Genomic DNA, 25,179 nt, shown 5'->3' with positions numbered 1-25,179 from the left:
CGGGGGCCGCCATTCCGAACCTATTGCAGCGTCGACCGCCCGTCGTCGCTGTCGAACCGTCCGAAAAACTGCATCAGCTGCACGACCAGCTCGGCGCGCTCTTCGATCGACCGGGTTTCGAGCAACGCCTGCTTCGCCGCCGCATCGAAGGGCGCGACCTGCGCGATGCCGTTGACCAGCGTCGCATCGTCGAGCTGGCCGACCGCGTTCCAGTCGACGACATAGCCCTGCCGCTCGGCAAAACGCTTCGCCTCGCGTTCGAGGCTCGCGCGCTCGATGCTCGCGAGCGCCGCGCCGTCCTCGGCCTCGCTCTCGATTTCGGCCTCGACCTGCCGGAACGGCGTCGTGACGTCGAGCTCGCGCCGCACGCGAAAGCGCGCGACGCCTTCGAGCACCAGGTTGAAACGCCCGTCGTCGAGCGCCTCGACATCGACGATCTTGCCGACACAGCCGACGCCGTAGAGCGCCGGCGGTTCGCGATCCTCCTCGCCGGGCAGCACGCGCGGCTGGATCATCCCGATCCGCCGGTCGCGCACCAGCACCTCCTGCACCATCGCGCGGTAGCGCGGCTCGAAGATGTGCAGCGGCAGGTGCAGCCCGGGAAACAGCACCGCGCCGGGCAGCGGAAAGATCGCGATCCGCTGGATGGTCAAAGGCGCGGCTGCGGTCATCAGCCGAACAGGATCAGCGACAGGCGGCGGCGCTGCGCCGCGACCCAGGGGTCCTCGAGTCCCACCGCCTCGAACAGCGACAGCAATTTCGCGCGAGCCGCGCCGTCCTGCCATTCGCGGTCGGCGGCGACGATATGCAGCAGATTGTCGGCGGCGGCGTCGCGCTGCCCCGCGCCGATCTGCGCCGCGGCCAGGTCGAATCGCGCCTGATGATCGCCGGGGTTCGCCGCGACCGCCGCCTCGAAGGCGGCGAGCTCGCCCGCGTCGGGCGCGTCGGCGGCGAGCGCCAGCGCGCTCTTCGCCTGCGCGATGGCGGGGTCGCCCGCGATCTCGGCGGGAACCGCGTCGAGCGCAAGCCCCGCGCCCTCGGTGTCGCCCGCCAGCAGCAGTGCGCGGATCAGCCCGCCATGCGCGGCGGCATTGTCGGGCGCCATCTCGACGATCTGCGAAAAGATGCCGACGGCGCGTGTCCCGTCACCCTCGGACAGCACGCCTTCGCCCATCTCGATCAGCGGCGCGATCTCGACCGCGCGCGCACTCGCTGCGCTTTCGATCGGCAATTGTGCGAGCAGCTGGTCGAGCATCGCCTTGAGCTGGCTTTCGGTGCGCGCGTTGGTCAGGTTGGCGACCGGCTGGCCCTGAAAGATCGCATAGACGGTCGGGATCGACTGGACCTGGAACTGGCTAGGCGATGAAGCGATTCGCATCGACGTCGACCTTGGCGAGGATGACGCCCTTGTCGGCATAATCGGCGGCGACCTTCTCCAGGACCGGCGCCAGCTGCTTGCACGGCCCGCACCATTCGGCCCAGAAATCGAGGATGACGAGGCTCGTCATCGACGGCTCGACGACATCGCGGCGGAAGGCTTCGACGGCTTCCTTCTCTTGCGGGTTCAGACCGAGGGTGGCCACGGATGGATGCTCCTATCGCTATGTTGTCCCGCTTATGTGGGATTTGGCCGCGATATGCCAACCCCATGCAGAAAATCGCAAACAAGGCTTGCCGACTCCGAAACCCGGTGCTAATCGCGCGCCTCACCCGCTGGGAGCCACCCGTTTCCAGCCGCCAGAGCGGGCGTAGCTCAGGGGTAGAGCACAACCTTGCCAAGGTTGGGGTCGAGGGTTCGAATCCCTTCGCCCGCTCCAGTTTTCTCAAAGAAAATCAATGCGTTGACCGGATCTCCGGGTCGCCTCCGTTGGAGATAAAGCCCAATCTTGGAAGCTTTTGTCTCCATATTTCGGCAAGCGATGGCCAATCCCGGGAAAGACTTCGCTACACTACGCGCATTATACCGACGCGCGGCCGCCGGGCCCTTTCAGGCATATTCGGCGATTGGCTGCGGGTTCTGTGCGGCTCGCGAACAGAGACAATTATGCTCGGCCAGGAACAGTGAGCCGAAACTTGGGAGCACTGCTGTTGGTGGCGGCTACGCCTTCCGCCGTGGCCGCATCCGCCGACAAAGGCGACATTCACGACGCCACATTCATGACGCCTCGCTTGGCCGTCGAAACCGGAAGTTCATTCACGCGGCGAATTATGGCGCCTCCTGGCGCTAGCTGACATTCAGCTTTCAGGCGACAACCGTAACAAGCGGACCTTCAAGTCATGGCCCATACGATGTCTTGCTGTTCGCAATCAAAACCCGAGCGCCATTGCAACCCCTAAGCCATAGGCAGGATCGGCGCGGGTGCAGTTCTCGATATGGCGCCGCTTCACCTCGTCACGCGCATCGCCCATGGCGCGGGCGGTATTGTCGAACAGCAGTTGCTGCTGCTCGGGCGACATCAGCCGGAACAGATCGCCGGGCTGCTCATAATGATCCTCGTCGATGCGGTGATCCCAATGCGCGGCGGCGCCTTCGAGCGCGAGCGGCGGTTCGGCGAGTTCCGGGTCGTCGCCCATCCATTCGCCCTTGCTGTTCGGCCAATAACTCGGCGTGCCGCCGAGATTGCGGTCGGTGCGCATCGCGCCGTCGCGGTGATAGCTGTGCCAGGGGCAGCGCGGCGCGTTGACGGGAATATGATTGTGGTTGACCCCCAGCCGGTAACGCGCCGCGTCTGGATAGGAGAAGAGCCGCGCCTGCAGCATCCTGTCGGGCGAAAAGCCGATCCCCGGCACGACGTTCGCGGGGGAGAAGGCGGCCTGTTCGACCTCGGCGAAGAAATTGTCGGGATAGCGGTTGAGTTCCATCTCGCCGACTTCGATCAGCGGATAGTCGCGCTTCGGCCAGACCTTGGTGAGGTCGAATGGATTATGCTTGTGATGACGCGCCTGCTCCTCGGTCATCACCTGGATGAAGAGCGTCCATTTCGGGAAATCGCCGCTGTCGATCGCATTCAGAAGGTCGCGGCCGTGGCTTTCGCGGTCACTGGCGTTGAGTACCGCTGCTTCCTCTTCGCTCAGATTCTCGATTCCCTGCTGGGTACGGAAGTGGAATTTCACCCACACGCGTTCGTTCGCGGCGTTGATCATCGAATAGGTATGACTGCCGAAGCCGTGCATGTGGCGCAGGCTCTTTGGAATGCCGCGATCGGACATCACGATCGTGACCTGGTGCAGCGCCTCGGGCAGCAGCGTCCAGAAATCCCAGTTGCTGTCGGCCGAGCGCAGCCCGGTGCGCGGATCGCGCTTGATCGCATGGTTGAGGTCAGGGAAGCGCAACGGATCGCGGAAGAAGAAGACCGGCGTGTTGTTGCCGACCATGTCCCAATTGCCTTCCTCGGTATAGAATTTGACCGCGAAGCCGCGAATGTCGCGCTCGGCATCGGCGGCGCCGCGCTCGCCCGCGACGGTCGAGAAGCGCACGAAGAGATCGGTTTGCTTGCCGACCTCGGAGAAGATCTTCGCCTTGGTGTAGCGGCTGATGTCGTGGATGACGGTGAAGCTGCCGTAGGCGCCCCAACCCTTGGCGTGCATCCGCCGCTCGGGGATAACCTCGCGGTGGAAATGCGCGAGCTTCTCGATCAGCCAGATATCGTCGAGCAATGCCGGGCCGCGTGCACCGGCGGTCCGGATGTTCAGATTGTCGACGACAGGGGCGCCATTGGCGAGGGTCATCCTGCGGTTGGTGTCGGTCATGATCGTCTCCTTGGGCTGGGGACAGCGGTCGTTGCCGCCGGAATGTCGCTGAATTATTCGTGCGGCGGGGTGGGAAGAATTGGACTTTGGTTTAGGGTGGCAAAGCCGCCCCAAGGGTGATCGGGGCGCCGTGGCTGCCCGCGATATGGTCGGGACCTCTGCCGCTAAAAAGGGTGCGGGAGACGACCATAACTCCCTGAGAAAACTGGCGAACCACCGCTTGTCGCGAAGGGGGCCACGGCGTGGAGCTCGTTCCCTTCCCCGCTGCAGCGAGATGGCGACCCTCCGAGACCAATTGCGCCTACCGATCCCGGCAAGGCGACCTGTCCGAAGGTATGCACCGACCGATCCCTCGACCCAATCGACCGCGTGCGGGACGCCGCATAGCTTCCGGGATGTCGTCATCGACACGGCATTTTGGAGGACTGAGAAATGAAACCGGATATTATGGCAAATCCCGAAAAATCGGGGTTCGAGGAACTGGTCCCGTCGCGCTATGCACTGCGGGTCGGCGAGATCGACGTTCTCGTGATCAGCGACGGCGTGCTGCCGCTGCCGACCGAGACGATGGCCACCAACGTCGACCCGGACGTCCGGGCGGCGTGGTTCAAGGACATGTTCGTTGGACCCGACATGTTCGACTGGGCGCTGAACGTCCTCGTCCTGCGCAGCGGCGACAAGACCATCCTTGTCGATGCCGGTCTCGGCGGACAATTCCCCGGTTTCCCGCGCGCGGGCCAGTTTCCCAGGCGGCTGGAGGCGGCGGGGATCGACCTCGCGTCGGTCACCGACATCATCATCACCCATATGCATATGGACCATGTCGGCGGATTGCTCGTCGAGGATGTGAAGCAGCGCCTGCGCCCGGACGTGCGAATTCACGTCACCGCCGCCGAGGTCGCATTCTGGCGGACTCCCGATTTCGAACAGACCGCGATGCCGAACCCGGTTCCGGCGGTGCTGCGGAAAACCGCCGCGCAGTTCATCGAGGCCTATGCCGCCAATATCCGGGCCTTCGACGCGGAGTGTGAGGTGGCGCCGGGCGTGGTCGCCAGGCTCACCGGCGGGCACACGCCGGGGCACTGTGTCGTCCACGTCGCATCGGGCGGCGAGCGGCTGACCTTTGCGGGCGACGCGCTGTTCCCCGTCGGTTTCGACCATCCCGACTGGCACAATGGCTTCGAACATGATCCCGAGGAGTCGGTCCGCGTCCGGGTCCGGCTTTTGCGGGACGCCGCGGCATCCGGCGAATATCTGGTCGCCACGCACCTGCCTTTCCCGTCGGTCGGCCGCGTTGCCGTCGATGGCGACGCCTTTCGCTGGGTGGCCTCCTTCTGGGACTTCTAGCCGCCGACCGATCGCTCTCTCCCCGGGGGCGCGTACTCACGGGACTGCATGGGTACGCGCCCCGACCCGCAAAACGGCGGATACCGACCGAGCCTCGAAAGCTTTGAAATGCGAAAGAAGAGCGGACCGGCATTGCACCGCTTCACGGACCAGTCAGGCCGAATGTGGCGCCAGCATGCCGGCAAGAAAATCGGTGAACAATTGCACGCGCAGCGGCGCAAGGCGGCCGAAGGCGTGCAGCGCCTGAACCGGAACGGCGGCAAGCGGCGCTTGCGGAAGAACCTCGACGAGGCGCCCGGCCGCGAGATCGTCCGCGACCGCGAGGCGGAGAAGCTGCGCCACGCCGACCCCGCCGAGCGCCGCGATCCGCATCGCCTGCCCCGAGTCCGTATCGAGCGCCCCTTCTGGAAGCAGGTCGATGCCGTCGGCGAAGCGGATGGGGTAGGCGCGCGATCCGAGACGGTAGCGGATGTGCGGCAGGCGCGCGAGCGCCTCGCGCGTCGCCGGGCGCCCGACGCCGTCGAGCCATGCGGGCGCCGCGACGAGGACGAGCGGCAAGGTCGCGAGGCGGCGGACCATCCAGTCGACATCCTCGACCTCGCCCGCGCGCAGCGCGACGTCATAGCCTTCGCGTACCAGGTCGACATGACGGTCGGTGATACTGATCTCGAGCCTGATCTCGGGATAGTGCGGCACGAAGTCGCCAGTAAGCGCCTCGACGAGCGCGGGACCGAGCACGCCCGGCAGGCTGACGCGGAGCAGGCCCCGCGCCCGTTCGGCGCCGCGCAGCACCTCGCCGGCTTCGTCCAGCGCGCGCAGCAGCGGGGCGACGCGCTCATAATAGGCGGTGCCGTCGATGGTGAGCGCAAGCGAGCGCGTCGAGCGCAGAAAGAGCTTCACGCCGAGGCGCTGCTCGAGCCGCTCGACGCTCTTCGAGACCGCCGAGGGAGTGGTTCCGGCGATCCGCGCCGCGGCGCTGAACGAGCCCGCCTCCACGGTGCGGACAAAGGCATGAAGCCCCGTGGTCGGTTCGAGTCCCCCAATCATTCGATAGTTTTTGGCAAAGATGATGTGCCTTGGTCCAGTCTAATTTTCCATGATGGAAACATCAAATCCCTCTCCGTCTCCAACAGCAGAGGTGGTTCATGACCAGTTTGAACGGAAAGGTCGCGGTGATTACCGGCGGCAACAGCGGCATCGGGTTCGCGAGTGCGAAGCTCTTTGCCGAAGAGGGCGCGCAGGTGGTGATCACCGGGCGGCGTCAGGACGCGCTGGACGAAGCGGCGCGGGCGATCGGTCCCGCGGCGACCGCGATCCGGGGCGACGTCGCGGACCCGGCGCATCATCGCGATGTCGCCGATCTCGTTCGCGCGCGTTTCGGCGGCGCGGACATCTATATGGCGAACGCCGGCGTCAACACGATCACGCCCTCGGCGGCGGTCTCCGAAGCCGAATATGACGCCCAGTTCGGCATCAACGCGCGCGGCACCTTCTTCGGGGTGCAGGCGATCGGCCCCGTGCTTCGCGACGGCGGCTCGATCATCCTCGTCGGATCGCTCGCGAGCGACAAGGTGCTCGACGGCCACGCCGTCTATGCCGGCACCAAGGCGGCAATCGGCGCTTTTGCCCGGAGCTGGGCGCTCGAATTCAGGGGGCGCGGCATTCGCGTCAACCTGCTGAGCCCCGGTCCCACCGAGACCGAAATCCTCGGCAAGCTCGGCGTCGCGCCGGAAGAGCGCGAGGGCTTCGCCGAGATGATGGCGGGCGCGATCCCGCTCGGGCGGCTCGGCCAGCCCGGGGAACTCGCCCGCGCCGCTCTCTTCCTCGCGTCGAACGCCGGCAGCTTCGTCACCGGCATCAACCTGCGCGTCGATGGCGGCATGGCGCTGCTCTGATCGTCCCCATGCATCCGAAGGAATTTTCAATGACCCACACCCCCGTCGACCCCGCCATCGCGGCGCTGATCCACGATGTCGTCCATGTCGGCAGCGCCTACGACATCGACGGCATGGAAAGGCTCTATACGCCCGACCAGATCTTCCTGGTGCTCGGCAGCGACGGCGCGGTGACGCGCGTCCGCCGCGACGATTCGATCGCCGAATTCCGGTCGCGCCGCGATGCCGGCGAGGCGCCGCTGTCGACCGAGCATCGCGTGCTCCACGTCGAGCAGCAGGGCGATCATGCCACCGCGATCCTCTATCGCCGCATGAGCCCGGACGCACCACCGGCGCTGTACGAGCTTCGCCTGCGCAAGGATTCCGGCACCTGGATGGTTGCCGGCGAAACGGTGACGCCCTGGCCGGGCGGCATCGACGGCAACTTTCTGCCCCCGCGGCGGAAAGCGGCCTGACCCAGGGCGCGCGCGGTCCTCCCCCTCCCCCGTCCGCGCGCGCCCATTTCCCCAACGGCAGAAAGGAACATGCCCGTGAAATATCTCGCTCTCCCCCTCTCGCTCGGCGCGGCGCTGGCCGCCGGGATCGCGGCGCCCGCCGCGGCCCAGACGTTCGATGGCCCCTATGTCGGCGCGCAGGCCGGCTGGAGCCAGAACAAGCTCGGCTCCGTCGAAACCGACCTCGGCGCTGCGACCATCGACGACAAGCGCGATGCGGCGACCGCCGGCATTTTCGTCGGCTATAACGTCCAGCCGACCGGCAGGGTCGTGCTGTCGGCCGAGGGTGCGGTCAATTTCGGTTTCGACGACGGGCTGGCGCGGTCGTGGAAAGACGCGTCCGCCGCGATCAACCCCGAATATGGCTTCGATCTCGGCGTTCGCGCCGGCTATCTCGTTACCGACAAGACGCTCGTCTATGCGCGCGGCGGCTATGAGAATATCCGGACCGCCGTGCGCATCCTCGACCTCGAAGGGCCGCGCCGGGGCAAGGACAATCTCGACGGCTGGTCGGTCGGCGGCGGCGTCGAGCGTTTCGTCACCGATCGCGTTTCGGCGCGCGTCGAATATCGTTACAGCGACCTCGGCGGCGGCGGCACCAAATGGGACCGGCATCAGCTTCTCGCGGGAATCGCCTGGCATTTCTGACGCCGGGCCTCGCCAGCGTTCCATGGGAAAAGAGCGCAACGCATTGACAGGGCAGGAAAGGAATTTCTTGCCCTGTCAAACGCGGACAAATATACTCCGCGTTATGGCGCACCTCACCGCGAGCGTGGAATATGGGCTGCATTGCCTGCTGGGCCTGATCGGCGCGGGCGACGCGCCGCGCAGCGCGCGCGATCTCGCACTTTTCCAGGGTGTTTCGCCGAGCTTCGCCGCAAAGATTTTCGCGAAGCTGGAAAAGGCCGGAATCGTCACGGCGGCCGAGGGCGTGCGCGGCGGCTACCGTCTCGCGCGCCCGGCCGATACCATCAGCGTGCTCGAACTGGTCGATGCGATCGAGGGCCGCAAGCCGCTTTTCGAATGCCAGGAAATTCGCGCGCGCTGCCCGCTTTTCGACGGCGGCGCGCCCGATTGGGCGACGCGCGGCGTCTGCTCGATCCACGCCGTGATGCTCAAGGCCGAGAAAGCGATGCGCGATGCGCTGGCGAGCGAGACGCTGGCCGACATCGGCGGACGGCTCGAACGCAAGGCGCCCGAAACATTCGACGCCGACACCAGATCATGGTTCGACGCACGGATCGCGGCGCGGCGGTCGCGGCCGGCGCAAGCGAAGGACATGCAATGATGATCAGTCCCGCCCCTGAGGAGAAAACCCCGCTCGTCCTTGTCGTCGACGACGACGAGGAGGTTCGCACGGCGATCAGCGAACTGATGTTGTCGGTCGGGATCGAGGCCGAATGCTGCGCCTCGACGCGCGACCTGATCGACTCGCCGCTGCTGGAGCGCGCGGGATGCCTCGTCCTCGACGTGCGCATGCCGGGATCGAGCGGGCTCGATCTCCAGCAGCATCTGGCCTCGGCCGGCGTTTCGAAACCGATCGTCTTCCTGACCGGGCATGGCGATATTCCGATGTCGGTTCAGGCGATGAAGGCGGGAGCGGTCGATTTTCTGACCAAGCCCGTGCGCGACCAGACGCTGCTCGACGCGGTCACGGCGGGGATCGAGCGTGACATTGCCGATCGGGCAAGCGCGCGGGTCGTCCGGGAACATGTCAAACGCTACGAGACGCTGACGCCCCGCGAATGCCAGGTCATGCGCGAGGTCGCGATGGGCCGGCTGAACAAGCAGATCGCCTACGACCTTGGTATCACCGAGATCACCGTGAAGCTGCATCGCAGCAATGTGATGCGCAAGATGCAGGCGGCATCGGTCGGCGAACTGATCCGCGCCTGGGAAAAACTGCCCGCGGAGGTGCGCGAACCGGCCCTGGCCTAGACTTTGGTATGGTTATAATGGCTTACAAGCTGCGCGACATTGACGGCATCGGTCCCGGAGACCGCATGAAAGAGGATGTCGCCCCTTGCCCCATGTCCCCACCGTCGCGATCGTGGACGATGACGAGGCTGTCCGCGAAGCCCTGGGCGACCTGCTGATGGTCTCGGGGCTCGCCTGCCATTGTTTCGAAAGCGCTGCGGACTTTCTCGCCGCGCGCCGATCGCGCCGCTTCGACTGCCTCGTGACCGATATCCGCATGCCGGGCATGAACGGAATCGAGCTGATCGAGCGCCTCCATGACGAGCGGGCCCGCATGCCGGTGGTCGTCCTTTCCTCGGTGCTCGACGAACAGACGCGCATGCGCGCGCTCGCGCTCGGCGCCCGTGCGTGGCTTGCGAAGCCCGTCACCGACGCGCATCTGCTCGGCGCGCTCGCGTCGGCGATGGGGAGCGCGGGGCCGGACACGGGGCGGTGACCGCGGCGCTGCTCCATTCGCATGCCGAGGACGAGGCGAGGATCGCCGAACTCGCATCCGAAAGCATCGTCATTTTCGATCCGCGCGGGAGGGTACGCTATTGGAACCCCGCCGCCGAGCGGCTCTTCGGATGGCTCAGCGCTGGCGGTGCGCGGCGCCGACGTCGCACGGCTCTCGCCCGCGCCCGAGGACGAGGCGCACGCCTGGTCGCAATTGATGCAGGAAGGCGTCTGGGAAGGACGCGTCCGGCGACTCACCCGCGATGGCGATGTCCGCGTCGTGGAGACACGGCGACATCTGCGCTACGACGCGAGCGGGGCCCCGCGCGACGTCGTCGAATATGCGCGCGCCGGGAATAGGCCGGACGGCCCCGTTCCCGACCGGCTGATGGCCGCGAGCTGGGAAATCGACGTCGCACCGGCCGCCGAAATCCTCTCCCTCATCGCAGCGCCCGCGGACGGCGCCCAAGGAAGCGAACGCGACGCTCTTTACCGCCGCCTGGTCCAGACCGCGCGGATCGTCGAGGTCAATGAGCGAACCGCGCGGCTGGTCGGCGGCAATCGCGGCCGCGCGCTGATGGCGGGCCAGTCGGTCGCCGCTTTCTGGCCGGTGGAAAGCCGGGCGATCCTCGCCGAACTCATCGTCGAGGCGCTTCGCGACAGCAACGGAGGGGGCTGTCAACGCCGCCTCACCTCCGACGGAATCCTGCGCGATCCCCTCGTCACGGTGTGGCGCGCGGGCGACGATCGGCCGGGGCGGCTGTTCGTGACCGTGAACGGCGCGGCCGACGACGATCGCTCCTATCTGTTCCTGCGGGCGAGCGAAGCGCGCTACCGCAAGCTCATCCATTATATGCCGGTCGCGCTCTGGCAGGTCGATGCCAGCCACATGGGCAAGATCTACGCCGAGCTGCGCTCGCGCGGCGTCACCGACTTCGAGCGCTATCTCGACGATCATCCCGAACTGGTCGAGCTTGCCGCGACCAGCGTCCCGGTCACCGACGTCAATCGCTGCGCGATCGAACTCATCGGCGGTGCGGGCGTGCAGGACCTGATCCGCCCCGTCGGCTACCTGTTCACCGAAAGCCCGGCTTCGCTGCGCCGCGTCATGATCGGCCGGTTCAGCGGGCGCAGGAATTACAGCGAGTTCATGAAGGTCCGCACGCTCGACGGACGCGTCCTCGACGTGCGCTTCTCGGTCACCTACCCCGAACCGCTGATCGAGCTCGATACCACCATCTTCAGTCTCGAAGACGTGACCGAGCGGCTGCGCATGGAAACGCAGCTGCGGCAGCTTCAGGCCGATTTCAGCCACGCCGCGCGCGTCTCGATGCTCGGCGAGCTCACCAGCTCGATCGCGCACGAGGTCAACCAGCCGCTCGCCGCGATCATGACCAACGCCGAAACGAGCCTGCGCTGGCTCGCCCGCGACGAGCCCGACATCGGCAAGGTCGCCCAGTTGACCGCGCGCATCGCGGCCGGCGCGCGGCGCGCCGACGACATCGTCCGGCGCATTCGCGGCATGGCGGTCAAGCAGGCGCCCGAGGCGGTGCCGCTCGCGCTCAACGAGGTCGTGCAGGAAAGCCTGCTCTTCGTCCGCCACGAGATCGAAACGCGCGCCATCCGCGTGGCGACCACCTATGCCCGCGGGCTGCCGCCGATTGTCGGTGACCGCATCCAGCTTCAGCAGGTGATCGTCAACCTGCTGATCAATGCCGTGCAGGCGGTCGAGGGGCTGGGCGAGGCCGAACGCGAAATCCTGGTCGCGACCGCCACCGACGCGGCGGGCGGCGTGGTCTTCACCCTGCGCGACAGCGGACCGGGAATCGCGCCCGAGCATCTCGACCATATCTTCGACGGCTTTTTCACCACGAAAGCGCAGGGCATGGGCATCGGGCTCGCCATCTGCCAGTCGATCGTCGCCGCCCACGGCGGCGAGGTGTCGGCGTCCAACCCGTCCGGCGGCGGCGCCGAATTCCGCGTCGTTCTGCCGCGCGCGCGACCGGCAGCATGATCGCGCCGGTCGGCCTCTTCACCGGCATCGGGATCGCCGTGAGCGCGCTTTTCGGAAAGCGCCGCGTGAAGGCGCGCGGCGAAACATCGGATCCGGTTCACCCTGACGATCGCGACGCCATCGCACAGGCGGAGGCGCGGGCCTTTTGGAGCGGCGTGCCGCAGGTCGTCGGCTATCGTTACCGCGAGGCGGGCGGCACGTGGCGCTGGCGCGAATATCGCGCCGAACCCGCCTACTCCGCCAGCGTCGACATCCCGCCGATCGTCCACGGCCCCGACGACATCTGGACCCTGGCCGCATCGCTCGGAGAAACCCGCGAGGCCGTCCGCGCGGCGCGGATCATCGAAGATCTCTGTGGCGCGGCCTTTGCCTTCGATGCCGAAGGACATTTCACCTATACCACGCCCATGGCGCAGACCTCGATCGCGATGACGCTGGAGGACCTGAACGCTCCGCTGGGCGGCGGCGCCTTCATCGACGGCGGCGACCTCGGCTGGAAAAAAGGTGTGCACCCCGACGATTATGAGGGCGCGGCTGCCGAACTGCGCCGCTGCATGCGCGCCGGCGAGCCGTTCAACTATGAATATCGCGTCCTGCGCGCGAGCGGCGACTATGTCTGGCATCGGTTCGCCATTCGCCCGGCGCGGGCCGGGGACGGCCGCGTCACCGGCTGGTACGGCACCGGCTTCGACATCGACGTCTTCCGCAAGACCGACGAAGCCCTGCGCGAAAGCGAACGCTCGCTGCGCGAGCTGATCGAGACCGCGCCGGCTGCTGATCTGGTGCATGACCCCCGCAGGCAAGCCCGTCTATTTCAGCCGCCACATGCGGGAGTTTCTCGGCTTCGACGTCGCAGGGAAGGACCGTCCCGGCGAGCCGCGACTGCAGAGCCTTCTCGCCGCAATGATTCACCCCGACGACCTCGCCCGGGTAAGCCAGCGCCTCGATCATTCCCTGCGCACCGGAAGGTCCTACGCGCTCACCCACAGGCAACGCCGCTTCGACGGGACGTATCGCTGGATCGAGACCCGCCTGGCCGCGATGCGGGGCGAGGATGGCGCGATCGCGCAATGGAACGGGGTCTGCCTCGATATCGAGGATCAGGTCCGCGCGCAGGAGGAATTGCGGCAGGCGCAGGACAAGCTTGCACGGGCCAGCGAAGCGGCCAGCCTCGCCGAACTTTCGGCCTCGATCGCGCACGAGGTCAACCAGCCGCTGGCCGCCATCATGACCAACGCCCAGGCCTGTCGGCGCTGGCTCGCTTCCGACCCTCCGAATGTCGCACGCGCGCAGGCGATCGTCGAACGGATCGCGCGAAGCGCCCAGTCCGCCGCCGACATCGTCAGCCATATCCGCGCGCTCTTCAGCCGGACCGCGGGTCCGCGCACGCCATCGGCGCTCGGCTCGCTCGTCGAGGAGGTGCGCGAACTTCTCGCCGAGGAACTCGCGCGCTGCCGGATATTGCTCGACATTCGGCTCGCCCCCGACCTGCCGCTGGTCGCGATCGACCCGGTCCAGATCCAGCAGGTTCTCCTCAACATCCTCCGCAACGCGATCGAAGCGATGGCCGATATGCCGGCGGACCGGCGGCGGTTGAGCCTCGAGGCGGTGCCCGAGCATGCGGGGCTACGCATCGTTGTCGCCGATACGGGACCCGGGCTGGCCGAACCAGATCGCGCCTGCGAGGCCTTCTTCACGACGAAGCCGCAGGGAATGGGAATGGGCCTCGCGATCTGCCGCTCGATCGTCGAGGCGCACGGCTGCCGCTTGCGCGCCGAAAATGGCGACCCGGTCGGCGCGCGCTTCTCCTTTACCCTGCCCATGGCGAAGGGCGATGAGGTCCGGGAGCCGGGGTCGCCCCTACCTTCGCATAGCGCGAGCGCATCCCCCGTATAATCGCGCGTTTGCGGGGATTCATTATCCCGGGAAGCGCCACTTCGCCCCTATGTCATGTCGACGCGGAGCTGGCGCAACGCGGAGGATCACAGCATGTCCCTACTTCATGATTTCATGGTCGATCGCCGGATGTTCGTCGCCGGTGGCGGCGTTGTCCTTGCGAGCGGCTTCGGTTGGCTAGGCTGTGAGCCTTGGCGCAATTCCCCCCACCGCAAACCAAGGAGCCCATCCGATGAACTTCATTACCGCCAGCGACGGCGCGCAGATCTTTTACAAGGACTGGGGGCCGCGCGATGCGCAGCCGCTCGTCTTCCATCATGGCTGGCCGCTGACCGCCGACGAGTGGGACAACCAGCTGCTGTTTTTCCTCGCGCAGGGCTATCGCGTGATCGCCCACGACCGGCGCGGTCATGGACGCTCGACGCAGACCGACGCGGGCAACGAGATGGACAGCTATGCCGCGGACGTCGCGGCGCTGGTGGCCGCGCTCGACCTCAAGGGCGCCGTGCATATCGGCCATTCGACCGGCGGCGGCGAGGCGGCGCACTATGCCGCGCGCGCCAGGGCGGGAACGATCGCGAAGCTGATCCTGGTCGGAGCGGTCCCCCCGGTCATGGTCAAGAAGGCGAGCAACCCCGGCGGCCTGCCCGTCGAGGTGTTCGATGGCTTCCGCAAGGCGCTCGCCGAGGATCGCTCGCAATTCTACCTCGATGTCGCGTCGGGTCCCTTCTATGGTTTCAACCGCGAGGGCGCGAAGGTCAGCCAGGGGCTGATCCAGAACTGGTGGCGCCAGGGCATGGTCGGCAGCGCCAAGGCGCATTACGACTGCATCAAGGCCTTCTCCGAAACCGACTTCACCGAGGATCTGAAGAAAATCCAGGTGTCGACGCTCGTGATGCATGGAACCGACGACCAGGTCGTGCCGTTCGCGGATTCGGCGCCGCTGTCGGTCAAGCTGCTCGCGAAGGGCACGCTCAAGGCGTATGAAGGCTATCCGCACGGCATGGCGGCGACCCATGCCGACGTGATCAACAGGGATATGTTGGCCTTCATCCGAAGCTGATACGCAAATGCCGGGACGAACCGCTGTTCGTCCCGGCAAATTTTTCGCAAAATCAACAGGTCAGCGTTCGCCCCGGCCGATCCATTTGCCGACGGCGGGCGCCTTATATTGTGCCATCGCGTGCAAAAGCGCCGCCGGATCCTCCTCGACAATCAGCATGTCGCGATGGACCTTCTTCAGAAACCCCTGTCCCACCACATGGCCGAGAAATTCCAGCAGGCGATCATAGAAGCCGAGAATGTTCAGCAGGGCGCACGGCTTGGCATGACTGCCAAGCTGCGCCCAGGTCCAGACCTCGAACAGCTCCTCGAACGTGCCGATCCCGCCGGGCATCGCGATGAAGCCGTCCGAGAGATCGGCCATCATCGCCTTGCGCTCGTGCATCGAGTTCACGATGTGCAGCTCCGTCAGCCCGCGATGCGCGACCTCCTTGTCCACCAAGGCTTGCGGAATGACGCCCGTGACATGGCCGCCTTCGGCCAGCGTCGCATCGGCGATCGCGCCCATCAAACCGACCGCTGCGCCGCCGTAGACGAGATCGATGCCGCCTTGCGCGAGCCGTTTGCCAAGCGCCCGCGCGGCGCGCTCATATGCCCCGGAGATTCCGGCGCTCGAACCCGAAAAAACACAAATGCGACGGCGGCGCTCCAGCGATGATCCGGGGCTCATCGGCGTTATCCAGGCTGGCGAATGCCAAGAAGCCGCGCGCTTTCCAGCCAGAGGGCTTCGGCGGTGTCGCCATCGATCGCAAACGGACGCACGCCCGGACCGCCAAGCTCGCCTTCCGCGACGACGGGCGCGATATCGCTGTCCTCGCAATAGACCCCGCCGATGCCGTTCAGCGCAGGCGACGTCGCGCACCATATCGTCGTCGCGGCGCCCTGCTGCGAATTCTTGAGGTCGCGGGCCGGATCGACGACGGCTGAACCGTCCGCATTCAAGGCCCCGAACTGATCGATCTCCTCGCGGGTCAGGTGGCGCGCCAGCGGCCCGAGAATCGAACCGGGATGGACCGAGTAGGCGCGGATGCCATGCTCCGCGCCGCGCGCATCGAGCGCGACGGCGAAAAGCGCATTGGCCGTCTTGGCCTGGCCATAGGCAAGCCATTTGTCATAGGTGCGACGCTGGAAATCGAGATCCGACAGGTCGAGCCCGCGGAGCTGGTGCGCGCGCGAGGAAAGAACGACCACGCGCGCGCCATCGGCGCGAAGGAGGGCTGGCCAAAGTCCATGCGTCAGCCGGAAATGGCCGAGATGGTTGGTGGCGAACTGGCCTTCGCGGCCCCGCGCGTCACGGAACAGGGGCGTTGCCATCACGCCCGCACTCAGAATCAGAAGATCGAGCGTGCCCCCGCCATCGACGAAGTCCGCCGCGAAGCGGTCGATCGAGGCGGCATCGAGCAAGTCCATCGGCAGGACGCTGACGTTCGGGATGTCCGAAAGGGCTTGCCGCGCGATGGCCACATCGCGCGTCGGCACGATGACCGACGCTCCCTTCGATGCGAGAACCCGGACCGTTTCGTGGCCCAGATTCGAAGCGCCGCCGGTGACGATCGCGGTTTTGCCCGAAAGGTCGATACCGTTTGCGACCTCCTCGGCGGTGGTAAAGGGATCGAAGGATGTGCCCAGCGGTTTCTGAAAAGCGGTCATGTCTTTTTCCTGTTCGATAAAGGCGGCAGGCCGGGGAGCGGCCTGCGGCGGGAATCATGTTGAAGGGTGCGCGTCGGCCGGTCGCGTTCGCCCGGCCTAGCCGACGCCTTTTCAGAAATCGATCGTGCGGGCCTCGAAGGCGTTCTGGAAGGCCGCTTCCCGCTCGGCTGCCGGCTGGATAGATCCACACGGCGTTGATCTCCATCTTGACCTTCTTGGCTTCGGCGCCCGTCAGTTCCACCGCGCGGGGCGACCATCCGCGCGTGAAGATCGCGGCATCGGGGCCGAGGTCGAGACACACCACATAGGACGGCTGGTCATAAGCGAGCGTCGGCTCGCCGAGCAGGTCGGCGGCGGCATTATGGCCGACGAAGGCGCCGAGCCGGCGCGCGTGCTGGCACGACATCAGCGAAAAATTGCCCTTGTCGTCGGTTGCGGCCTTGGCGGTATCGCCGGTGGCGAAGACATGCGGCGCGCCCGGCACGCGCAGGTCGGGATCGACGAGGATGCGGCCGAGATTGTCGCGCTCGGCCGGAAGCTGCGCGGTCAAGGGCGACGCGCGCATGCCCGCCGACCAGATCACCGTTCCGGTTTCGATCCGCGCGCCATTGCCGAGCGTGACGCCGCCTTCGTCGAGCGCCGCGACGCCCGAACCGACGATCGTTTCCACACCCAGATCGCGCAGCCGCTCCTCGATATAGGGGCGCGGCTCGTCGCCCATGTCGCGGCCGACACAGGGACCATGTTCGACGATGACCACGCGCACAGGCGTATCCTGCCCCAGAATTTCGTGCAGCCGGTCCGGCATCTCGGTCGCCACTTCGATCCCGGTGAAGCCGCCGCCTGCGACCACGACCGTGTTGCGCGCTGGGGAATCGGGCCGTTCGGCAAGGCCAAGCAGATGCCTGTCGAGCGCGACCGCGCCGTCGCGGTCCGTCACGCTGTGACCAAAGTCGGAAAGGCCGGGTATCGGCGGCTGGAAGCCCTGACTCCCCGCCGCGACGATCAGCCGGTCATAAGGCAGGATCTCGTTACGTCCGGCTTGCCGCCTTTGACGCCGATGGTTCCGTTTCCAGCGTCGATCATATCGACCCAGCCCGCGCGAAAGACGATCTCGGTCGCCGCGAACAGCTCGCCGAGGGGGGCCGCCATCGACGCCGGATCGCGCTCATAGAGGCGCGGCCGGACGATCAGGGCGGGCTCGGGGGCGACGACCGTGATCTTGAGCTCCTCGGCGGAAACGCCCTTCTCGTCGCGCAGGCGCGCAGCCGAAAGGGCGGCCAACAGTCCGGCAAAGCCAGCTCCGATAATGACGATTTGCCGTGCCATGCGATATCTCCTCGGTGGGGTCGGTGGATGGGCCGCAGCATCGCGAACGGCGCGGCGATCGCCTATTGTGCGGGGGGCTAGCCGCTACACACCGATGGCAAGGCCTAGCCTATTCCTTGGGACAGGGTGCGATGAAGCTCTCTTCGCTTTGGAATTGGCGGTTTTCCCGCGCTAGCCCCCAGAACCGGCACAGCAGCGCGAACAGGCTGGCAGCAAGAAAGTCGCGTTCGATCGGTGAAAGGCGCATCGCTATCGCCGCGAGCATAACCACGCCCTCCAGCGCCAGGCTGCGCGCATTCAGCGATACCCCACGCCTCGGCCCGGATTTGCCGATACTCGTGGCCAAGCCTGCCGATTCAAGAATGGCAGGGACCATGAAGCTGAAAACAACGAACGATGGCAAATCGTCACATGAAGCGAAGGCACAGCACCCCAGAGCTATTGCCAGCGAGGGGATATTCACATCTCCCCTCGACGATCCGACGACCCTATGCCGCCGGCTCGTCATGCGGTTAGCGCGGAAAGGAGAGGGGCGTGCGGTTTGCATGGATTTGTCCCGGTGATCCGATGACAAAATGCCGCCACGAAGCATCCTCGACCATTCTACCGAGGATGCGGCGACGCTACGCCCGGATATAGGATCACCCGCATCTATGGTCTTGGATGCGGCCGGGGCCGCTTCGGGTCGCGGGCGATCTGGTCCATCTTGTTCTGGCGGGCGGTTATCCCGAGGCCATCGCCCGCAGGCGCTGGACCCGACGGCAGGACTGGTATGCCAACTATGTCGAGGCGGTGGTCGAACGCGACGTTTGCGACATCGCCAACAGGGTTCGGGGATCGCCTGGCAGCCGTGCCGCTCTCGAGCCCCTGGGGCTAAAGCGCCTCGCATAAACTTTGATCGCTTCTTGCAAGCCGGGGAGGTTTCCCCGCTCGCCATGCCGGTTCCCGAGATGAGAGGGCGACGCCAGAGCGTCCCGTTCATTTTCAAAGCAGGGCTTCAAGATAGTGCGGGTGAATAATAAGTCGTTGCGTAAAAAGGGAATTAGAAGGACTTCTTCCGCCTCCCGACGTGGCCGCAAATCTCGCCCGCTCCAGTTTTTCCGACATCGAAGCAAATGAAGGCCCCGGCTCGTGGCTGCCGCGGCGCTGTCGGTTCTCGCGTCAATGCGCCGCACCCTCGTCGTCGCGCTGGCGCGCCGCGCCGCCGTCGTCGCCTTTCCTGATGAAGCTGATCTTGCCTTCGGGTTCGAGGATCGCCCATTCGACCGCCGAAAGCCGGGCAATCCCGGCGAGCCGCATTTCCGATTCGATCTCGGACCGGGTCAGCCGGTCGCGGCGCAGATGGTCCTCGACCAGTCGGCCGCCGCGCACCAGGACGCGCGGTTCGCCCTCGAGCACGCCCTCGGCGCGTGGGAAGAGATAGGCGGTCCAGCTGAGGACGAGGCCCCAGAAGGCGAAGGTGCAGATCGCGAGCGCCGCGCCGGTCAGGCTGAAGTCGTTGTGGGTGACGCCCTGCTGGATGAGGTCGCCCATCACGACGAGCACGACGAATTCGAACGGGGTCATCTGGCCCAGCTCGCGCTTCCCGAGCAGCCGGATGAGCAGATAGAGGATCGCGAACATCACCGTCGCGCGAAGAACGATATCCATCAGGGGAGGACCTTGATGCGAAGCCGCGTCCGCCCGATCAGCCGGTCGCCGTCATAGAGGGCGATGTCGCCCTCGTTGCCCGCGAAAAGCGGCGGGTTGATCTGGCCGTCGATCTTGACGGTCAGCGCCCCGCCGGCCGCGAGCTCGCCATAGGCGAAGCGGAACCGGCCGCCGCATGAAGCTTTCCTCGCGCGCCGCGGGGATCATCGTGTTGATCGTCATGTCGCGCCACAGACCGGGCGACACGGCGATCCCCACCTCTTCCAGCGGCACCGCCGCCGTCACCCGGATCTCGGTTTCGAAGAATTCGCCGTTGCGGATCACCGCGGGGGTCCGGACCGACAGCGTCGCGGCGCCGAAATCGGCGGCCGTGGTCGGGCTCGGCTGGCCGCCGGCAAATCCCGCGAGCGCGAGGGCCAGCACGCCGCCGAGCAGCAGGATCGAGATCGGGCTCGCATGGCGGTCCCAGATTCGCTGGCGGGCCTGTGGCTCGGCGATGCCGTCGGGTGCGGGCATTGGACCTCTCCGTCGCTCCCGCCCCGCAGCTCGGATAACGCCGCAACCGCGCCGCGGTTGCAGCCGCCGCCTCAGCGCTTCAGCAGGGTGCCCCGCAGCACCGACAGGTCGGCGTTCATCGCCTCGGCCCGCGCGCGCGTCAGCCCGCTCGCCGCGGCGACCTGCGCGGGCACGCATCGCAGCGCCTCGTCGGCGACCGCACGGCCGCGGTCGGTCAGGTGGATGCGCACCACCCGCTCGTCGGCGGTGTCGCGCGTGCGCGTCACCAGCCCCGCGGCTTCGAGCCGCTTGATCAGCGGAGTCAGCGTGTTCGATTCGAGGAACAGCCGCTCGCCGAGTTCGCTCACTGTGCGCCCCTCCTTCGTCCGCAGCGCCACCAGCGCCAGATATTGCGGATAGGTGATGCCGAGCGGATCGAGCAGAGGCTTGTACAGCCGGTTCATCGCCAGCCCCGTCGCATAGATGGAAAAGCACAGGAAATCGTCGAGCGGATCGGCGCCGGGGGGCGGGGTGGGGGCGGTCTTGGTCATCGACCGAATATAAATCGCGCGCGATTTAATCGCAAGGCTTGACATCTTGATGCGAATCACGCAAATAGATCGCACACGATTTAATCGTGATGGAGTTATAGCGGAATCGGCGATCCCCGCCCGATCCCGGAGTGAAAGGAACCGAACCATGGCCAAGATTCTCTATTCGACCCGTTCGACCGCCACCGGCGGCCGCGACGGCAGCGCGCGCACCGACGACGGCGCGTTCGAAGTCACCCTCGGCACGCCGAAGGAACTCGGCGGCAACGGCCAGGGCAATAATCCCGAACAATTGTTCGCGTCGGGCTATGCCGCCTGCTTCATCGGCGCGATGAAGTTCGTCGCCTCGCAGGGCGGCCATGCCAAGGTTCCCGCCGACGCGACGGTCGCCGCGACCGTCGGCATCGGCCCGCGCGAGGACAAGGGCTTCGGCCTTGCGGTCGAGCTCGAAATCCGCCTGCCGGGCGTGGCGCGCGCCGAGGCCGAGGCGCTCGTCGCCGAAGCCGATACCGTTTGCCCCTATTCGCACGCGATCCGCGGCAACATCCCCGTGAAGCTCAGCATCGTCGACGCCTGACGCCGCGTCGGCCGGTGAACGAGGCTCGCGTCCCCGGACGCGGGCCTTTTCGCGTCAGAACAGCCCGGGCAGCTCGCGCTGCGCCGCGTTCGGCGTCGGGCTTTCGAGCATCACCGGCGCGGGGGCGAGGCCAGGCGCGGCGCGCTCGGCCGACGCGGTGCGCGTGTCGGTGCTCGTGATCCGCGCCGTGCAGCTGCGCCCGGCGAGGAAGTCGAGCGCCGATCTGAGCGACGCTTCGCTCGGGTCGCCGAGCGGATAGCCGAGGTCGTCGGGCGCGGCGCAGCTGTTGCCGATCTTGGGGGCGAGGCCGCTGTAATAGTCGCTCTGTCCGGAGGCATTGCCCGTGGCGAAGGCCACGACGCGGATGCGGTCGTCGCATGCGGCCTTGTCGAGCGCGATCTGCCCGACCGGCTTGCCGAAGGTGTTGCTGCCGACCAGCGTCATATTGGTGCCGAGATAGGGCAGCATGCCGTTGATCACGAGTTCGCTGGCCGAGGCGGTCGAGCCGGTGCCGATGAAGGCGATGCGCGTCGGGGCGATCGATTCGGGCTGGCTGGCGAAGAAATGCCGGTCGTTCTCGGCCGATTTCGACGGGCGGAAATCGGTGCGCGAAAAGAGCTCGCTCGCGGCGCGGTCGCGGCCGAGCAGGTCGCCCATCAGTTCCGCCGTGCTGACGAGGCCGCCGCCGTTGTAGCGGAAGTCGATGACGATGTCGGTCACCCCCTGCGCCCGGAAATTGGCGAAGGCGGCGCGCAGCTGCGGGTTCGCCGAGCTGATGAAGGTGCGCAGGTTCAGATAGCCGTAGTTCTTCCCGCCTTCGGTGATGATCTTGGCGCCATAGCGATCCGAAATCGGGTCGATATCGAAATCGGCCTTGGTCACCGTGACCTCGCGCGTGCCGGCGGTGTTCTTGATCCGCAGCACGCGGGTCACCCCCGGATCGTTCGGCCCGAGCGCGTTGGTGATGCCCGCGGTGCCTTCGGCGGCGACGATGGCCGCAATCGTGCGCAGGTTGGCGCTGCTCGTCCCGATGGCCAGGATTTCGGTGCTGCGGTCGATGCCCGCGGCCAGCGCGGGGGCGCCTTCATAGGCCTCGGCGATGAACAATTGCCGGGTTCCCGACACATAGGTCAGCCGGACGCCGAAACCCGCGCTCGCCCCGCTCGAGAAAAAGGCGTTCTCCTCGGCGATCGAGGTGATGTAGGTGAAGAAACGGTCCTTGTTCGCGGCGCGCGCCGGCGCGACGAGCGCGTCGATATAGGATTGCACGTCGCCGTAACTGGCCTTGTTGACCCCGGTCGCGACGTCGCCCGGGAACAGATACCATTCGTCGATCACCGCCTTGGCGAAATCCTGCCGCGCCGACAGGCCGCAGCCCGCGGTGGGGGTCGGGGTGGGCGTGGGCGTGGGCGTCGGGGTGACGGTGACCGGCCCGCCGCCTCCTCCACCGCCGCCTCCACCGCCGCAGCTGGCGAGGACAAAGGCCGACATCGTCAGCAAGGCCATGGATTTATGCGAGATTCGGCGCATCGTTATTCCCCGGTTGATCAGGACGCGGCACGGCGCCCGGCATCGTTTCTGCGACGGACCACCTGTATCGGCGATGAAAAGCCGGGGCAATGATTTGGATCATAGGGCGCAATGAGGGAAATGGCGGCTGTGGGTTGGGGAGCGGACGTTGCGGGCAAACGCTGACTTCCCCTCCCGCAAGCGGGAGGGGCAGCGAGACTTACGAACTTGTTCGTTAGTCGCAGCGGGGTGGGCCATTGTGAAGGTGCTGCCCACCCCCGACCCCTCCCGCCTGCGGGAGGGGAGATCAATGTCCACTCCCGCCCGAAACCCGCCGCTCTACTCCGCGTCCTTCCGCCCCTTGAACCCCTGCGCCACCACGAACAGTTCGGGCGATCCCTTGCGGCTCGCCGGGGGCTTGGCGTGCTTCACCGTCGCGAAATTCTGCTTGAGCAGGGTCAGCAGGCTGTGGTCGGCGCCGCCCGCGAACACCTTCGCGACGAAGGTCCCGCCCGGCAGCAGCGTGCGCACCGCGAAATCGGCGGCGGTCTCCGCCAGCCCGATCGTGCGCAGATGGTCGGTCTGCGGATGGCCGACCGTGTTCGCTGCCATGTCCGACAGGACGAGGTCGGGCGCGGTGCCCAGCGCTTCCATCAGCGCATCGGGCGCCGCATCGTCCATGAAATCCATCTGCAGGATCGCGACCCCCTCGATCGGCTCGCAGGCGAGCAGGTCGATCCCCGCGATCTTCGCGCGCGGATTGGTCTTGCGCACCACTTGCGACCAGCCGCCGGGGGTAATGCCCAGGTCGACCACCGCGCGCGCCTTTTTGACGAAGGCGAATTTCTCGTCGAGCTCGATCAGCTTGTACGCCGCGCGCGAACGATAGCCCTCGGCCTGCGCGCGCCGGACATAGGGGTCGTTGAGCTGCCGCTGCAGCCAGCGCGTCGACGAATTGCTGCGCTTCTTCGCGGTCTTGACGCGGACGTGCAGCCCGCCCTTGCCGCGCCGGCCGCCGCCGCCGCTTTTTTGGCCGCCGCTCACTTGCGATACTCGCGCCGCGTCACCGGGATGTCGCGGCCCTGCATTGCCAGCGTGCGCAAGATGCCTTCGCGAATGCCGCGGTCGGCGACCCCGACGCGCGCCGCGGGCCACAGGTCGATGATGCTCTCCAGGATCGCGCAGCCCGCGACGACCAGGTCGGCGCGCTCGCGCCCGATGCAGCCGATTTCGGCGCGGTCGGCGATGCTCGCCTCGGCGAGGCGGCGGCTGATGTCGCGCATCGCGTCGCTCGGCACGACCAGCCCGTCGACCGCGCGCCGGTCGTAACGCGGCAGGTCGAGGAAGACGCTGGCGAGCGTCGTCACCGTGCCGCTGGTGCCGAGCAGGCGCAGCGGCTGGCCCGCGTGGCGCTCGGCGCGCGCGGCAAAGGCGGCAAAGGCCTCGCGCGTCGTCTCGCGCATATGGGCATAGCTGGCCTGGCGTTCGGCCATCGTCGCGCCGTCCGCGGGCGCATGTTCGGTCAGCGACACCACGCCCCAGGGTACGCTCACCCAATCGCGGATCGCGACGTCGCTGCCGTTGCCCTCGACATGCATCAGCTCGGTCGATCCGCCGCCGATGTCGAAGATCAGCGCCGGGCCGTCGCCGGGCTCCATCAGATTGTGACAGCCGAGCACCGCCAGCCGCGCCTCCTCGGCAGGCGCGATGATGTCGAGCACGATGCCGGTCTCGCGCTTGACCCGGTCGGCGAGTTCCTGCCCGTTGCTGGCCCGGCGGCACGCCTCGGTCGCGACCGCGCGCGACAGGCTGACGTGGCGGCGGCGCAATTTGTCGGCGCAGATCGCCAGCGCCGCGACCGCGCGGTCCATCGCCGCCTCGCTGATCCGTCCGGTGTGGTGCAATCCTTCGCCCAGCCGGACGATGCGCGAAAAGGCGTCGATGACGACCAGCTCGCCGTCCTGCGGGCGCGCGATCAGCAGCCGGCAATTGTTGGTGCCAAGGTCGATCGCGGCATAGCTTTTGGGCCGCGTAAAGGGCGCCGGGCGGGAATTGCCGCTTTGGCCCTGCCGATCGGGCCCTTGCCTGTTCTTCGCCGCCGCCCCGGGCCGCGGCGACCGCCCCTCGGGCGCTGCCATTTGCCGCATGGCACTTCTTACCTGTTTTTCACGCGCCCGAAGACCGGACGTGCACTTGGCGGCGAGACTAGGCGTGGGGCCGCAGGATGGCAACCCCGGCGGGATGGTCGACGGTTGTGGGTGGGGAGCGGACATAAAGCCCCTCCCCTTCAGGGGAGGGGTTGGGGTGGGGTCCATCGGCCTTGCGCAAGGCCGATGGACCCCACCCGCTGCGACTAACGAACAAGTTCGTAAGTCTCGCTGCCCTCCCCTGAAGGGGAGGGCGTGGCTCAATCCCAACGGGCTCTCCCGCCCGCTTTCAAACGTAGCCCGCTATTCCAAAACAAAACCCCGCCCGGTCGAAACCGGACGGGGCAATGGGAAGGGAGAAATTATTGGAGGTCGGGCCTGCCCTCAGCGGCAGCCGTCAT

General features: G+C 66.8%; 23 protein-coding genes, 1 tRNA gene and 4 pseudogenes. 14 read left to right on the top strand and 14 right to left on the bottom strand.

Annotated features, from left to right (window positions below; translation table 11 throughout):
• Nucleotides 1-20: 20 nt before the first annotated feature.
• On the bottom strand, nt 21-671 hold the full coding sequence (locus N0A20_RS15995; protein ID WP_260581326.1) for an LON peptidase substrate-binding domain-containing protein: 651 nt from the start codon (nt 669-671) through the stop codon (nt 21-23).
• Nucleotides 671-1,583 (bottom strand): annotated as a pseudogene (locus tag N0A20_RS15990) (tetratricopeptide repeat protein). The gene N0A20_RS15995 and the pseudogene N0A20_RS15990 overlap by 1 nt, the downstream one beginning before the upstream one ends.
• Nucleotides 1,584-1,742: 159 nt before the next feature.
• On the opposite strand from N0A20_RS15990, the gene N0A20_RS15985 reads away from it, so the two are divergent.
• Nucleotides 1,743-1,817, top strand: a tRNA-Gly gene (locus N0A20_RS15985).
• Nucleotides 1,818-2,307: 490 nt separating this feature from the next.
• On the opposite strand, the gene N0A20_RS15980 is transcribed toward N0A20_RS15985, so the two are convergent.
• Complete coding sequence (locus N0A20_RS15980) at nt 2,308-3,750, bottom strand: catalase (RefSeq protein WP_260581325.1); 1,443 nt, start codon at nt 3,748-3,750, stop codon at nt 2,308-2,310.
• A 432-nt stretch (nt 3,751-4,182) separates the two neighbouring features.
• Here N0A20_RS15980 and N0A20_RS15975 point away from each other — a divergent pair, with 432 nt between their 5' ends.
• Nucleotides 4,183-5,097, top strand: coding sequence for an MBL fold metallo-hydrolase (locus N0A20_RS15975; RefSeq protein ID WP_260581324.1), 915 nt, complete (start codon nt 4,183-4,185; stop codon nt 5,095-5,097).
• A gap of 153 nt (nt 5,098-5,250) precedes the next feature.
• Here N0A20_RS15975 and N0A20_RS15970 read toward each other — a convergent pair whose 3' ends face one another.
• The gene (locus N0A20_RS15970; protein ID WP_260581323.1) at nt 5,251-6,144 is read right to left on the bottom strand and encodes a LysR family transcriptional regulator; all 894 of its coding nucleotides are present in this window, start codon (nt 6,142-6,144) and stop codon (nt 5,251-5,253) included.
• A 98-nt stretch (nt 6,145-6,242) separates the two neighbouring features.
• Here N0A20_RS15970 and N0A20_RS15965 point away from each other — a divergent pair, with 98 nt between their 5' ends.
• The 11 genes and pseudogenes from N0A20_RS15965 (at nt 6,243) to N0A20_RS15925 (ending at nt 14,871) form a co-directional block, all read left to right on the top strand.
• Nucleotides 6,243-6,992, top strand: a complete 750-nt coding sequence (locus tag N0A20_RS15965; RefSeq protein ID WP_260581322.1) for an SDR family oxidoreductase — start codon at nt 6,243-6,245, stop codon at nt 6,990-6,992.
• A 29-nt stretch (nt 6,993-7,021) separates the two neighbouring features.
• Nucleotides 7,022-7,447: a nuclear transport factor 2 family protein gene (locus N0A20_RS15960; RefSeq protein WP_260581321.1), complete on the top strand. Its 426-nt coding sequence runs from the start codon at nt 7,022-7,024 to the stop codon at nt 7,445-7,447.
• A 75-nt stretch (nt 7,448-7,522) separates the two neighbouring features.
• A complete protein-coding gene (locus N0A20_RS15955) occupies nt 7,523-8,134 on the top strand; it encodes an outer membrane protein (protein WP_260581320.1) in 612 nt (203 codons plus the stop codon).
• A 103-nt stretch (nt 8,135-8,237) separates the two neighbouring features.
• Complete coding sequence (locus N0A20_RS15950) at nt 8,238-8,774, top strand: RrF2 family transcriptional regulator (RefSeq protein ID WP_260581319.1); 537 nt, start codon at nt 8,238-8,240, stop codon at nt 8,772-8,774.
• The gene (locus N0A20_RS15945; RefSeq protein ID WP_312846555.1) at nt 8,771-9,424 is read left to right on the top strand and encodes a response regulator transcription factor; all 654 of its coding nucleotides are present in this window, start codon (nt 8,771-8,773) and stop codon (nt 9,422-9,424) included. Before N0A20_RS15950 ends, N0A20_RS15945 begins: the two co-directional genes overlap by 4 nt.
• Before the next feature lie 85 nt (nt 9,425-9,509).
• Complete coding sequence (locus N0A20_RS15940) at nt 9,510-9,899, top strand: response regulator transcription factor (RefSeq protein WP_260581318.1); 390 nt, start codon at nt 9,510-9,512, stop codon at nt 9,897-9,899.
• Nucleotides 9,812-9,991 (top strand): annotated as a pseudogene (locus N0A20_RS20815) (hypothetical protein); the annotation flags it as partial. The gene N0A20_RS15940 and the pseudogene N0A20_RS20815, both read left to right, overlap by 88 nt.
• A 55-nt stretch (nt 9,992-10,046) precedes the next feature.
• On the top strand, nt 10,047-11,912 hold the full coding sequence (locus N0A20_RS15935) for an ATP-binding protein (RefSeq protein WP_260581317.1): 1,866 nt from the start codon (nt 10,047-10,049) through the stop codon (nt 11,910-11,912).
• Nucleotides 11,909-12,535: pseudogene (locus N0A20_RS20810) on the top strand (PAS domain-containing protein); the annotation flags it as partial. The gene N0A20_RS15935 and the pseudogene N0A20_RS20810, both read left to right, overlap by 4 nt.
• A gap of 163 nt (nt 12,536-12,698) precedes the next feature.
• The gene (locus N0A20_RS15930; protein WP_260581316.1) at nt 12,699-13,808 is read left to right on the top strand and encodes a sensor histidine kinase; all 1,110 of its coding nucleotides are present in this window, start codon (nt 12,699-12,701) and stop codon (nt 13,806-13,808) included.
• 232 nt (nt 13,809-14,040) lie between these two features.
• Nucleotides 14,041-14,871, top strand: coding sequence for an alpha/beta fold hydrolase (locus N0A20_RS15925; protein WP_260581315.1), 831 nt, complete (start codon nt 14,041-14,043; stop codon nt 14,869-14,871).
• 60 nt (nt 14,872-14,931) lie between these two features.
• On the opposite strand, the gene N0A20_RS15920 is transcribed toward N0A20_RS15925, so the two are convergent.
• From N0A20_RS15920 to N0A20_RS15890, 7 genes and pseudogenes are all read right to left on the bottom strand, one after another.
• Nucleotides 14,932-15,540 carry a TIGR00730 family Rossman fold protein gene (locus N0A20_RS15920; RefSeq protein ID WP_260581314.1) on the bottom strand — a complete coding sequence of 203 codons (609 nt, stop codon included), beginning with the start codon at nt 15,538-15,540 and terminating at the stop codon, nt 14,932-14,934.
• A gap of 5 nt (nt 15,541-15,545) precedes the next feature.
• On the bottom strand, nt 15,546-16,520 hold the full coding sequence (locus tag N0A20_RS15915; protein WP_260581313.1) for an SDR family NAD(P)-dependent oxidoreductase: 975 nt from the start codon (nt 16,518-16,520) through the stop codon (nt 15,546-15,548).
• 442 nt (nt 16,521-16,962) lie between these two features.
• Nucleotides 16,963-17,544: pseudogene (locus tag N0A20_RS15910) on the bottom strand (NAD(P)/FAD-dependent oxidoreductase); the annotation flags it as partial.
• Nucleotides 17,545-17,958: 414 nt separating this feature from the next.
• Nucleotides 17,959-18,312, bottom strand: coding sequence for a hypothetical protein (locus tag N0A20_RS15905; RefSeq protein ID WP_260581312.1), 354 nt, complete (start codon nt 18,310-18,312; stop codon nt 17,959-17,961).
• A gap of 698 nt (nt 18,313-19,010) precedes the next feature.
• Nucleotides 19,011-19,499 carry a DUF421 domain-containing protein gene (locus N0A20_RS15900; RefSeq protein WP_260581311.1) on the bottom strand — a complete coding sequence of 163 codons (489 nt, stop codon included), beginning with the start codon at nt 19,497-19,499 and terminating at the stop codon, nt 19,011-19,013.
• A gap of 51 nt (nt 19,500-19,550) precedes the next feature.
• Nucleotides 19,551-20,015, bottom strand: coding sequence for a hypothetical protein (locus N0A20_RS15895; protein WP_260581310.1), 465 nt, complete (start codon nt 20,013-20,015; stop codon nt 19,551-19,553).
• Nucleotides 20,016-20,086: 71 nt separating this feature from the next.
• Complete coding sequence (locus N0A20_RS15890; protein ID WP_260581309.1) at nt 20,087-20,545, bottom strand: MarR family winged helix-turn-helix transcriptional regulator; 459 nt, start codon at nt 20,543-20,545, stop codon at nt 20,087-20,089.
• A gap of 148 nt (nt 20,546-20,693) precedes the next feature.
• Here N0A20_RS15890 and N0A20_RS15885 point away from each other — a divergent pair, with 148 nt between their 5' ends.
• Complete coding sequence (locus tag N0A20_RS15885) at nt 20,694-21,122, top strand: organic hydroperoxide resistance protein (RefSeq protein WP_260581308.1); 429 nt, start codon at nt 20,694-20,696, stop codon at nt 21,120-21,122.
• 54 nt (nt 21,123-21,176) lie between these two features.
• Here the strand turns inward: N0A20_RS15885 and N0A20_RS15880 are convergent, their stop codons facing one another.
• From N0A20_RS15880 to N0A20_RS15870, 3 genes are all read right to left on the bottom strand, one after another.
• The gene (locus N0A20_RS15880) at nt 21,177-22,652 is read right to left on the bottom strand and encodes a S41 family peptidase (protein WP_260581307.1); all 1,476 of its coding nucleotides are present in this window, start codon (nt 22,650-22,652) and stop codon (nt 21,177-21,179) included.
• Between the two features lie 318 nt (nt 22,653-22,970).
• Complete coding sequence (locus N0A20_RS15875) at nt 22,971-23,675, bottom strand: RlmE family RNA methyltransferase (protein WP_260581306.1); 705 nt, start codon at nt 23,673-23,675, stop codon at nt 22,971-22,973.
• Nucleotides 23,672-24,778: a Ppx/GppA phosphatase family protein gene (locus tag N0A20_RS15870; RefSeq protein ID WP_260581305.1), complete on the bottom strand. Its 1,107-nt coding sequence runs from the start codon at nt 24,776-24,778 to the stop codon at nt 23,672-23,674. The genes N0A20_RS15875 and N0A20_RS15870 overlap by 4 nt, the downstream gene beginning before the upstream one ends.
• Between the last annotated feature and the right edge of the window lie 401 nt (nt 24,779-25,179).

The organism is Sphingopyxis sp. PET50 (assembly GCF_025244705.1).
GTDB lineage: Bacteria > Pseudomonadota > Alphaproteobacteria > Sphingomonadales > Sphingomonadaceae > Sphingopyxis.
This window is presented reverse-complemented; position numbering and strand designations above follow the sequence as displayed.

What these genes read in the sequence shown, in the direction of transcription:
- N0A20_RS15925 (WP_260581315.1), top strand. Translation starts at nt 14,041, where the DNA reads ATGAACTTCATTACCGCCAGCGACGGCGCGCAGATCTTTTACAAGGAC.
- N0A20_RS15980 (WP_260581325.1), bottom strand. Translation starts at nt 3,750, where the DNA reads ATGACCGACACCAACCGCAGGATGACCCTCGCCAATGGCGCCCCTGTC.
- N0A20_RS15970 (WP_260581323.1), bottom strand. Translation starts at nt 6,144, where the DNA reads ATGATTGGGGGACTCGAACCGACCACGGGGCTTCATGCCTTTGTCCGC.
- N0A20_RS15890 (WP_260581309.1), bottom strand. Translation starts at nt 20,545, where the DNA reads ATGACCAAGACCGCCCCCACCCCGCCCCCCGGCGCCGATCCGCTCGAC.
- N0A20_RS15915 (WP_260581313.1), bottom strand. Translation starts at nt 16,520, where the DNA reads ATGACCGCTTTTCAGAAACCGCTGGGCACATCCTTCGATCCCTTTACC.
- N0A20_RS15995 (WP_260581326.1), bottom strand. Translation starts at nt 671, where the DNA reads ATGACCGCAGCCGCGCCTTTGACCATCCAGCGGATCGCGATCTTTCCG.
- N0A20_RS15895 (WP_260581310.1), bottom strand. Translation starts at nt 20,015, where the DNA reads ATGCCCGCACCCGACGGCATCGCCGAGCCACAGGCCCGCCAGCGAATC.
- N0A20_RS15930 (WP_260581316.1), top strand. Translation starts at nt 12,699, where the DNA reads ATGACCCCCGCAGGCAAGCCCGTCTATTTCAGCCGCCACATGCGGGAG.
- N0A20_RS15885 (WP_260581308.1), top strand. Translation starts at nt 20,694, where the DNA reads ATGGCCAAGATTCTCTATTCGACCCGTTCGACCGCCACCGGCGGCCGC.
- N0A20_RS15960 (WP_260581321.1), top strand. Translation starts at nt 7,022, where the DNA reads ATGACCCACACCCCCGTCGACCCCGCCATCGCGGCGCTGATCCACGAT.
- N0A20_RS15870 (WP_260581305.1), bottom strand. Translation starts at nt 24,778, where the DNA reads ATGCGGCAAATGGCAGCGCCCGAGGGGCGGTCGCCGCGGCCCGGGGCG.
- N0A20_RS15880 (WP_260581307.1), bottom strand. Translation starts at nt 22,652, where the DNA reads ATGCGCCGAATCTCGCATAAATCCATGGCCTTGCTGACGATGTCGGCC.
- N0A20_RS15945 (WP_312846555.1), top strand. Translation starts at nt 8,771, where the DNA reads ATGATGATCAGTCCCGCCCCTGAGGAGAAAACCCCGCTCGTCCTTGTC.
- N0A20_RS15920 (WP_260581314.1), bottom strand. Translation starts at nt 15,540, where the DNA reads ATGAGCCCCGGATCATCGCTGGAGCGCCGCCGTCGCATTTGTGTTTTT.
- N0A20_RS15950 (WP_260581319.1), top strand. Translation starts at nt 8,238, where the DNA reads ATGGCGCACCTCACCGCGAGCGTGGAATATGGGCTGCATTGCCTGCTG.
- N0A20_RS15900 (WP_260581311.1), bottom strand. Translation starts at nt 19,499, where the DNA reads ATGGATATCGTTCTTCGCGCGACGGTGATGTTCGCGATCCTCTATCTG.
- N0A20_RS15975 (WP_260581324.1), top strand. Translation starts at nt 4,183, where the DNA reads ATGAAACCGGATATTATGGCAAATCCCGAAAAATCGGGGTTCGAGGAA.
- N0A20_RS15965 (WP_260581322.1), top strand. Translation starts at nt 6,243, where the DNA reads ATGACCAGTTTGAACGGAAAGGTCGCGGTGATTACCGGCGGCAACAGC.